The following is an 8744-nucleotide window of genomic DNA, read 5'->3' on the forward strand; positions in this document are numbered from 1 at the left end:
GGGGCGTCGTCCAGGTTCAGCACCTTCACCTGGATGCCGGTCTCCTGCGTGAACGGCGTGTAGATCGCCTTCTGCAGCGCAGCGCCGTAGGAACCGCCGCTGTCACGGACGACCACCGTCTTGGAACCCTTGTCACCGCTACCGCTGCCGCCGGCCGTCCGGCTGGTACCTGTACCGCAGGCGGAGAGGGTGGTCGCGGCGGCGACACCCGCCGTGACTCCGCCTATGCCTCGCAGGAAGAGTCTGCGGTCTATCCGGGCATCTTTCATGGTGTGCCTCCTGGTGGTGCCGGCCGCGGGAGGTGAGCGGCCGAGGGACGTGGGAAAGGGGCGAGGGGGGTGAAGGGGGGTCTAGGGGCGGGGATCCGTCTCGTCGGATCCGGCGCCGAGGCCGGGAGCTCGGAGCGTGGTGGGGCCCGTGGCCATGGCGGGGTCCCAGGGGATGGCCAGCGCGGCGAGTTCCTTGCCGGGGGCGACGGTGAGGCCGTGCATGCCGTAGATGATCCGTCCGGCGGCCGGTGCGTGGACCAGGTGTTCCGTGCCGTCGACCGGGTCGACGATGCGGCCGAGGAGGTCGCCTTCGGTGACTTCGCCGATGATGTCGGCGTCGAAGGAGAACTCCGGGTACCACAGGCCGGTGGCCTCGGCGGTGACGCCTCCGGACCAGACCCATTCCCGGGTCTGTGTCGGGGCGGAGTGGTCCTGGTCGAGGACTCCGAGGTGGCACAGTGCCGTCAGCAGGCCGTCGACGCGGCGCAGGGCGGTGGCCTCGTCCCGTCGGCCCAGTTCGCCGACCTCGACCAGGACGGCGGAGATGCCCCGGCGGGCGGCGGCCGCGTGGCTGTTGCCGCCCTCGGGTGTCAGGCCGAGGATGATGTCCTCGATGCCGAAGGAGCCCGCCAGTTCGGCCGTGGCCTTGTCGAGGTCCGGATCGCCGGTGAGGCGGTAGCCGACGAAGTCCCGCAGGACCTGGTCGATTCCGCCGCAGTGCAGGTCGATGTAGACGTCGGCGCCGTCGACGAGGTGGGTGAACAGCCAGGCGGCCAGGCGTTCGGTGGGGCCGCCGTCCGGGTCGCCGGGGAAGACACGGTTGATGTTGACGCCGTCGACGGGGGAGATGTTGAGTCGGCCCTGGTACACGGCGGGAGGGTTGGCGACCGGGCAGATGATCACCTGGCCGTACACCTCGCGGGGGTCCAGCTTGTCGGCCAGGCGTACGACAGCGTCGATGGGCGTGAACTCGCCGCCGTGGACGCCCGCGGTGATGACGACCCGGGGGCCGGGGCGGGAGCCGTTGACCAGGGTCAGCGGAATGTCGGTGGTGAGGGTGCCGAGGTCCGCCCGGAGGGTGCCGCGCGCCTTGCTGCCGGGCTCTGCGTGCAGGGAGCCGACGGAGAGGGTGGCGTCGCTCATGGTCATGCCTCCGTACGGCCGATGGTGGAGAGGAAGTCGATGGGCTGCGGCGAGGTGCCGTCCAGCGCCAGGTCGGCGGCGATGTCGCCGAAGGCGGGCGAGAGCTTGAAGCCGTGGCCGGAGAACCCCGCGAGCAGGATGACGTTCTCGGCGCCGGGCAGCGGACCGATCAGCGGGCGGCTGCTCTCGGTGTAGCCCTCCATGTAGACGGAGAGACGGGTCGGGTCCGGGTGCAGGTCCGGCGCGTAGCGCTCGATGAGCTCGGAGAAGATCTCCAGCTCCTCCGGACGCACCGTGCGCTCCAGCTGGTTGGGGTCGTCGGTCAGCCGGTGCAGGACGCGGTTCAGGCCGAGCTTGACGGAGACGCCGTCCGGGGAGGGCAGGCCGTACCAGTGGGTGGGGGCGGTGCGGATGAAGGCCGGGCGCTCCTCGCCGAACCATGCCTCGGGGGTGGTGGGCACGAACCAGGCACTGACCAGGCGACGGACCTCCACCTCCCACGGCAGGTCCGGGAGCAGGTCGTTCACCCAGGGGCCCGGCGTGACGACCGCGGTGTCGAACCGCTCGCTGCCCGCGTCGGTGCGGACCTCCACGCCGCCCGCGACGGGAACCACCTCGCGGACGGTGGTGTAGCGGTGGATCACGGCGCCCAGTTCCTCCGCGCGGCGGGCGGCGGTCTGGATGGTCAGTTCGGGGCGGATGAAGCCGGCGCGGCGGTCGAGGACGGCCGCGTCACCGTCCTCGAGCCGGTACTGCGGGAAGCGCTTGGCGAGTGCCTCGGCGTCCAGCACCTCGTGGTCGAGGTCGTGCTCCGCGATGGACTCCAGGACGGTGGCCATCTGGTGGTGCGCGGTCCGCCCCATCAGCAGGCACCCGGTCAGGCGGCGCAGCTCGCGGCCGGTCTCCCCCTGGAGCTGCTCCCACAGCGCGTCGGCGTGCTGGAGGAGCGGGACGTACCGGGAGTCCTCGAAGTGGGCGCTGCGGAAGATCCGGGTCTCTCCGCCCGCCGCACCGCGGTCGTGGCCGGGGGCGTAGCGGTCGTAGCCGACGACCTCCGCGCCGCGTGCCGCCAGCCGCCAGGCGGCCTGGCTGCCCATCGTTCCGACGCCGATGACGGCGACACGCTTCCTGGCAGCTGACACGGGGGTTTCCTTTCGTTTCACCGGGGCGCATGCTGAGCTCCGGTGCGAGGCTGTTCGATTCGAGTGGTTTTGGGCGGAGGCGGAGTCCTCGGGGCCCGCAGCGCGCATCCGTCCGGTTCTCGGGGGTGTTCCGGCTCTCTCGGAAAGTTCTCTCTCAAGCCGTGCCACAATGTGGAACGCTGTGCTAGAATCTGGCACGAACAATGACAGTGACACGGAGGGGAGTCAAGGGGTTGTTCACGAAAAATTCAGAGGACCAACAGGGGGAAATCGGATGGAAATGAAGAGCGTCACCAGGTCGCTCCGCATCCTGGAGGCGGTCGCCCAGCATCAGCCCGTCACCGTGGGGGAGTTGACGAAACTCTTCGGCCTTCCGAAGTCGACGGTGCAGCGCACCCTGGTCACCCTGAACGAGGCCGGCTGGCTGCGCGCCAACCGCAAGGACACCACCCGCTGGGAGATCGGCGCCCGCGTCCTGGCCGTACGCCCCGCCGCCCTCCAGGGCTCCAGCCTGTTCGCCGCCGCGCGCGACCCCATGGTGAGCCTGCGGGACGCGGCGAACGAGACCATCCACCTGTCGGTCCCCGACGGGCTGCACGGCATGGTCGTCGTCGACCGCGTCGACTGCGCGCAGGCGGTACGCACCTTCCACACGATCGGCGACACCTCACCCCTGCACGCCACCGCGGTCGGGCGGGCCGTTCTGGCCCACCTTCCCGGCCGGGACGTGGAGGAAGTCATCACCGCGGGCCTGGAGCGCTTCAGCGACACGACGCCGGCCGACGCCGACGAGCTGCGCGCCGAACTGGCCCGGATCCGCACCGACGGGTACGCGGTCAACCGCAACCAGTTCCGTCCCGGCGTCTGCGCCATCGCCGCCCCCGTACTGGACGAGGACGGCACACCGCTGGCCGCCGTGGCCGTCTCCATGCCCGAGTCCCGGTACGACGCCGACCGCCTGCCCGAGTGGGGCCGCCTCGTCGCCGACACGACCGCGGAGATCTCGCGCCGCCGCCTGGGCGCCTGAGCGCGACGGCGACCGCACCGAAGTCGCCACCGAGGGTGGGTCTCGCACCGACGCGCGAGGCCCACCCTCGACGCATGTCATCACCCGCTCCCGCGGGACTCACTGTCCGAACTCCCCGCATCGTGCCACATTGTGGAATGGCGTGCTATAGTTCGGCACATGGAGATGAAGAGTGTCACCAGGTCGCTGCGCATCCTGGAGGCGGTCGCCCGGCATCAGCCCGTCACCGTGGGCGAGTTGACCAGGCTCTTCGGGCTGCCCAAGTCGACCGTGCAGCGCACCCTGGTCACCCTGAACGAGGCCGGCTGGCTGCGCGCCAACCGCAAGGACACCACCCACTGGGAGATCGGCGCCCGCGTCCTGGCCGTACGCCCCGCCGCCCTCCAGGGCTCCAGCCTGTTCGCCGCCGCGCGGGAGCCGATGATCCGGCTCCGGGACGCGCTCAACGAGACCATCCACCTGGCGGTGCCCGACGCACTGCACGGCATGGTCGTGGTGGACCGCGTCGACTGCGACCACGCCGTACGGACCTTCCACGCCATCGGCGCCACCTCACCGCTGCACGCGACGGCCGCCGGGCACACGGTCCTCGCCCATCTGCCCAAGTCCGAGGTCGACGAGTTCGCGGCCCGCACCCTGGAGGGATACGGCGAGGAGACCATCACCGATCCCCTGGAGCTGCGCGCCGAGCTGGAGCGCGTCAGGGAACGGGGATACGCCGTCAACCACAACCAGTACGTCCAGGGTGTCTGCGCCATCGCCGCGCCGGTGCTGGACGCCGCCGGCGCCCCGCTGGCCGCCGTGGCGATCTCCCTGCCGGACTCCCGCTTCGAGCCCGGCAGGCTCCCCGAGCTGGGCCGGCTGGTGACCGCCACGGCCGCGGAGATCACCGTCCGCCACCTGCGCTGAGCGCACGGGCGACGGGTCCCCGTCACCCCACCGGCACGGCGAGGTACTGGTACTCCAGGAACTCGTCGATCCCGACCCGACCGCCCTCCCGCCCGAGCCCGGACTGCTTCACGCCACCGAAGGGCGCGGCCGGGTTGGAGACGAGGCCCGTGTTGAGTCCGACCATGCCGACCTCCAGCCGCTCGCTGACACGCAGAGCGCGGTCCAGACCTTCGGTGAAGACGTAGCCGACCAGACCCCAGGGGGTGTCGTTGGCCCGGCGGACCACCTCGTCCTCCTCGTCGAAGGTGAGGATCGCCGCCACCGGTCCGAAGATCTCCGTGTCCATCAGACGACTGCCCGGGTCGACATCGGTGAGCACGGTCGGCGGGTAGAAGCAGCCCGGCCCCTCCGGCGCACGACCGCCGACGAGCACCCGGGCACCGCGCTCCACGGCGTCGGCGACCAGGTCCTCGACCTTGGCCCGCCCGGTCCGGTCGATGAGCGGACCCACGTCCACCCCGTCCCGGGTGCCGGGGCCCACGACGAGCGCCCCCATGCGCTCGGCCAGCCGACGCCCGAACTCCTCCGCCACCGACCGGTGGACGAAGAAGCGGTTGGCCGCCGTGCACGCCTCTCCCATGTTGCGCATCTTGGCGACCATCGCGCCGTCCACGGCCTTGTCCAGATCCGCGTCCTCGAAGACGACGAACGGCGCGTTCCCGCCCAGCTCCATCGAGGTCCGCACGACCGCCTCCGCGCTCTGCGCGAGCAGCAGACGCCCCACACCCGTGGAGCCGGTGAACGACAGCTTGCGGATGCGGCCGCCGCGCAGCAGGGGCTCGCACACCTCCCCGGCACGGGAGGTGGTGACAACGTTCAGTACGCCTTCGGGCAGCCCTGCCTCCTGCAGGATCGCGGCCAGGGCCAGGCTGGACAGCGGGGTCTGCGGAGCAGGCTTGAGCACCATCGTGCAGCCCGCCGCGATCGCCGGGCCGATCTTGCGGGTGCCCATGGCCAGCGGGAAGTTCCACGGGGTGATCAGCAGACAGGGGCCCACCGGGCGGCGGGAGAGCAGCATCCGGTTGCGGCCGTCCGGCAGGACACCCGAGCCACCGTCGATGCGCACGGCCTCCTCGGAGAACCAGCGGAAGAACTCCGCCGCGTACGCCACCTCTCCCCTGGCCTCGGCGAGCGGCTTGCCCATCTCCGCCGTCATCAGGTGGGCCAGCTCGTCGGTGCGCTCCAGGATGATCTCGTAGGCGCGGCGCAGGATCTCGCTCCGGGCCCGGGGAGCCGTACGGGCCCAGGCCTCCTGTGCGGCGACGGCCGCGTCCTCGGCCAGCCGGGCGTCCTTGGCGCCGGCGTCGGCGACACGGCAGAGGATCTCGCCGGTCGCCGGGTCGTCCACGGGCATGGTGGCGCCGTCCGCGGCGTCCACCCAGGCACCGCCGATGAACAACTGCGTGCGTGTGTCGGTCATGAGGGGTCTCCTGGTTGATCGGCGGTGGGGTCGAGCAGTTCCGCGAGGTGCAGGGCGCGAACACCCCGGTCACCGGCGAGGTGGTCGATCTGGGTGGCGCAGCTGAAGCCGTCCGCAACGACGACGGCCGGGGCGTCGGGGGTGATGCCGTCGAGGCGCGGCTTCAGGGCCAGATCCGCGACGGCCATCGAGGTGTCGTAGTGCTGTTCCTCGAAGCCGAAGTTCCCGGCGAGTCCGCAACAGCCCTCGGCCTCCGTGACGTTCTGTACGCCGAGGCGGCGCAGCAGGTCGCGGGGGTGGCTGGACTTGAAGGTGGCGTACTCGTGGCAGTGGGTCTGCAGAACGACCTCGCCGGGCAGGGCCGGCGGGGTCCAGCTCTCGTCGGCGAGTTCGGTCAGGGCGCCGGTGAGGGTGTGGACGCGGTCGGCGACGCGGCGTGCGGCCTCGGTGCCGAGCAGTTCGGGCACGTCGCGCTTGAGGGCGGCGGCGCAACTCGGTTCGGCGACCACGATGGGGCGGTCGCCGTCGTTGTCGAGGGCGTCGACGGTACGGGCCATGATCCGCCGGGCGACGGAGAGCTGGCCGGTGCTGACCCAGGTCAGCCCGCAGCACAGGCTCTCCTCGGTCGTGCAGGGGAGGCCGGCGTCGGCGAGCACCCGGCTCGCCGCTCCCGCCACCTCCGGGCGGAAGGCACGGGTGAAGCTGTCGACGAAGAGCACCGCCTTCGCCGGCTCACCGGTCCGCGCCGCGCTGAGGGCCGTGCGCAGCGCCCGCCGGGGGGCGAACGCCGGGATCGCGCGTTTCGTCGTCACGCCGCCGAGACGGGCCAGCAGCCTTCCGACGGGTCCGCGCAGCAGCGCGTTGACCGGCCGGGCGGCGTATCCGGCCAGCGCGGAGGTCAGCGGCAGCCAGCCCAGCGAGTAATGGGAGCGGGGCCGGAGCCTTCCCTTGTAGTGCTGGTGGAGGAACTCGGCCTTGTAGGTGGCCATGTCGACGCCGACCGGGCAGTCGCTGGAACACGCCTTGCACGACAGACACAGGTCGAGCGCCTCACGTACCTCGGCCGAGCGCCAGCCGTCCTGGACCGTGCCGCCGCTCGCCATCTCCTGCAGCAGACGGGCCCGGCCCCGGGTGGAGTCCCGCTCCTCCCCCGTGGCCCGGTAGCTCGGGCACATCACGCCGCCCGCGTCGCTGCGACACCGGCCGACTCCGACGCAGCGGCGGGCCGCGCCCGCGAAGCCTCCGTCGTCGTGCGGGAAGGTGAACGCCGTTTCCAGCAGGGGGAGTTCACGCACGGCGAGGTTCGCGTCGAGCGGCGCGGGGTCGACGATCACGCCGGGATTCAGCAGCCCGTCGGGGTCGAACGCCCGCTTGAAGGCGGTGAACGCGGCGATCATGCGGTGGCTGTACATGACCTGCAGCAGTTCGCCGCGCGCCCGTCCGTCGCCGTGCTCACCGGACAGGGTTCCACCGTGTTCGACGACCAGGGCGGCCGCCTCGGTGAGGAACCTGCGCATGGCAGCACGGCCCGGGTCGGTGGCCAGGTCGAAGTCGATGCGCACATGGACACAGCCCGCGCCGAAGTGTCCGTACAGGACGCCGGTCAGCTCGTGCGAGGCCAGCAGCTTGCGGAAGTCCCGCAGATACGCGGCCAGGTCCTCCGGGGCGACCGCCGCGTCCTCCCACCCGGGCCAGGACTCGCCGCCGTCGACGAGCCGGGCGGCGAGCCCCGCCCCGTCCTCACGGACCCGCCACAGCGAGCGCCGCTCGGCGGGGGACTCCACGACACGGCCGCCGGTCGTCCGGCCCCGCGCCTTGAGTGTGTCCAGCAGTTCCGCCGCGCGGCGGCCCACCTCGGCGTGGTCGTCGCCTTCGAGTTCGACGTAGAGCCAGGCCCGTCCCTCGGGAAGACCGGTGACGGAGTCCGGACCACGGCGGGCGCGCATGGTCGCGACGATCGCCTCGTCCATGCCCTCGACCGCGCTGGGCGACCAGCGCAGGATCTCGGGGACGTCCTCGGCGGCGTCGACGACGTCGTCGTAGCCGAGGGTCAGCAGGGTGGAGGCCTGTGCGGTCGCCACCAGGCGGACCGTCGCGGCGGTGACGACCGCACAGGAGCCTTCGGTGCCCACGAGCGCGCGGGCCAGATCGAAGCCGTGCTCGGGCAGCAGGTGCTGCAGCTGATAGCCGGAGACCTGACGCGGGATGCGGCCCAGCTCGGTCCGGATCGGCCCCAGGTTGTCCGCGATCAGACGGCGTACGTCCGCCTCCAGGCGGGCGACAAGTCCGGCGTCCCGGGGGTCCACCGGGTGCAGTCCGGCGTGGTCGGCGACGGCCCGCACGCCGTCGGCCGTCACGATCTCCAGCGCCTCGACGTGCCCGCCGGTCCGCCCGTCGCGCACCGACCGATTCCCGCACGCGTCGTTGCCGATCATGCCGCCGAGGGTGCAGCGGCTGTGCGAGGACGGGTCGGGACCGAAGTCGAGCCCGTGCAACGCGGTCGCGCCGCGCAGCACGTCGAGCACGACACCTGCCTCGACCCGCGCGGTACGCGCCTCGACGTCGATGCCCAGGATCCGGTTCATGTACCGCGAGAAGTCGAGCACGACACCGGGGCCGACGGCGTTGCCCGCCATGCTGGTGCCGCCGCCCCGCGGGGTGACCGGGATCCGCGCCTCGCGACAGGCCCGCACGACGGCGACGACGTCGTCGGTGCTGCGGGGGAACACCACGGCCCGCGGGGGGACCCGGTAGTTGGAGGCGTCGTAGGCGTAGAGACCGGTGGATCCGGG

At 72.0% G+C, this 8744-nt stretch carries 6 protein-coding genes and 1 pseudogene; 2 read left to right on the forward strand and 5 right to left on the reverse strand.

Annotation, left to right across the window (positions count from 1 at the left end; translation table 11 throughout):
• The 3 genes and pseudogenes from ACFU5F_RS41445 to solA form a co-directional block, all read right to left on the reverse strand.
• Positions 1 to 269, reverse strand: a pseudogene (locus ACFU5F_RS41445) (ABC transporter substrate-binding protein); the annotation flags it as partial.
• An 81-nt stretch (positions 270 to 350) separates the two neighbouring features.
• The gene (locus ACFU5F_RS41450) at positions 351 to 1412 is read right to left on the reverse strand and encodes a succinylglutamate desuccinylase/aspartoacylase family protein (protein WP_383898744.1); all 1062 of its coding nucleotides are present in this window, start codon (positions 1410 to 1412) and stop codon (positions 351 to 353) included.
• A gap of 2 nt (positions 1413 to 1414) precedes the next feature.
• Positions 1415 to 2662: an N-methyl-L-tryptophan oxidase gene (gene solA, locus ACFU5F_RS41455; protein ID WP_383898746.1), complete on the reverse strand. Its 1248-nt coding sequence runs from the start codon at positions 2660 to 2662 to the stop codon at positions 1415 to 1417.
• A gap of 172 nt (positions 2663 to 2834) precedes the next feature.
• Between solA and ACFU5F_RS41460 the strand changes: the two genes are divergently transcribed.
• Both ACFU5F_RS41460 and ACFU5F_RS41465 read left to right on the forward strand, forming a co-directional pair.
• Positions 2835 to 3581: an IclR family transcriptional regulator gene (locus ACFU5F_RS41460; RefSeq protein WP_383898750.1), complete on the forward strand. Its 747-nt coding sequence runs from the start codon at positions 2835 to 2837 to the stop codon at positions 3579 to 3581.
• 165 nt (positions 3582 to 3746) lie between these two features.
• A complete protein-coding gene (locus ACFU5F_RS41465) occupies positions 3747 to 4490 on the forward strand; it encodes an IclR family transcriptional regulator (RefSeq protein ID WP_383898752.1) in 744 nt (247 codons plus the stop codon).
• A 22-nt stretch (positions 4491 to 4512) separates the two neighbouring features.
• On the opposite strand, the gene ACFU5F_RS41470 is transcribed toward ACFU5F_RS41465, so the two are convergent.
• Together ACFU5F_RS41470 and ACFU5F_RS41475 are read right to left on the reverse strand one after the other, a co-directional pair.
• Positions 4513 to 5952, reverse strand: a complete 1440-nt coding sequence (locus ACFU5F_RS41470; protein ID WP_383898747.1) for an NAD-dependent succinate-semialdehyde dehydrogenase — start codon at positions 5950 to 5952, stop codon at positions 4513 to 4515.
• A partial coding sequence (locus ACFU5F_RS41475) for an FAD-binding and (Fe-S)-binding domain-containing protein (RefSeq protein WP_383898749.1) occupies positions 5949 to 8744 on the reverse strand: 2796 nt, incomplete at its 5' end. The genes ACFU5F_RS41475 and ACFU5F_RS41470, both read right to left, overlap by 4 nt.

This window comes from Streptomyces sp. NPDC057438, from assembly GCF_042802995.1.
GTDB lineage: Bacteria > Actinomycetota > Actinomycetes > Streptomycetales > Streptomycetaceae > Streptomyces.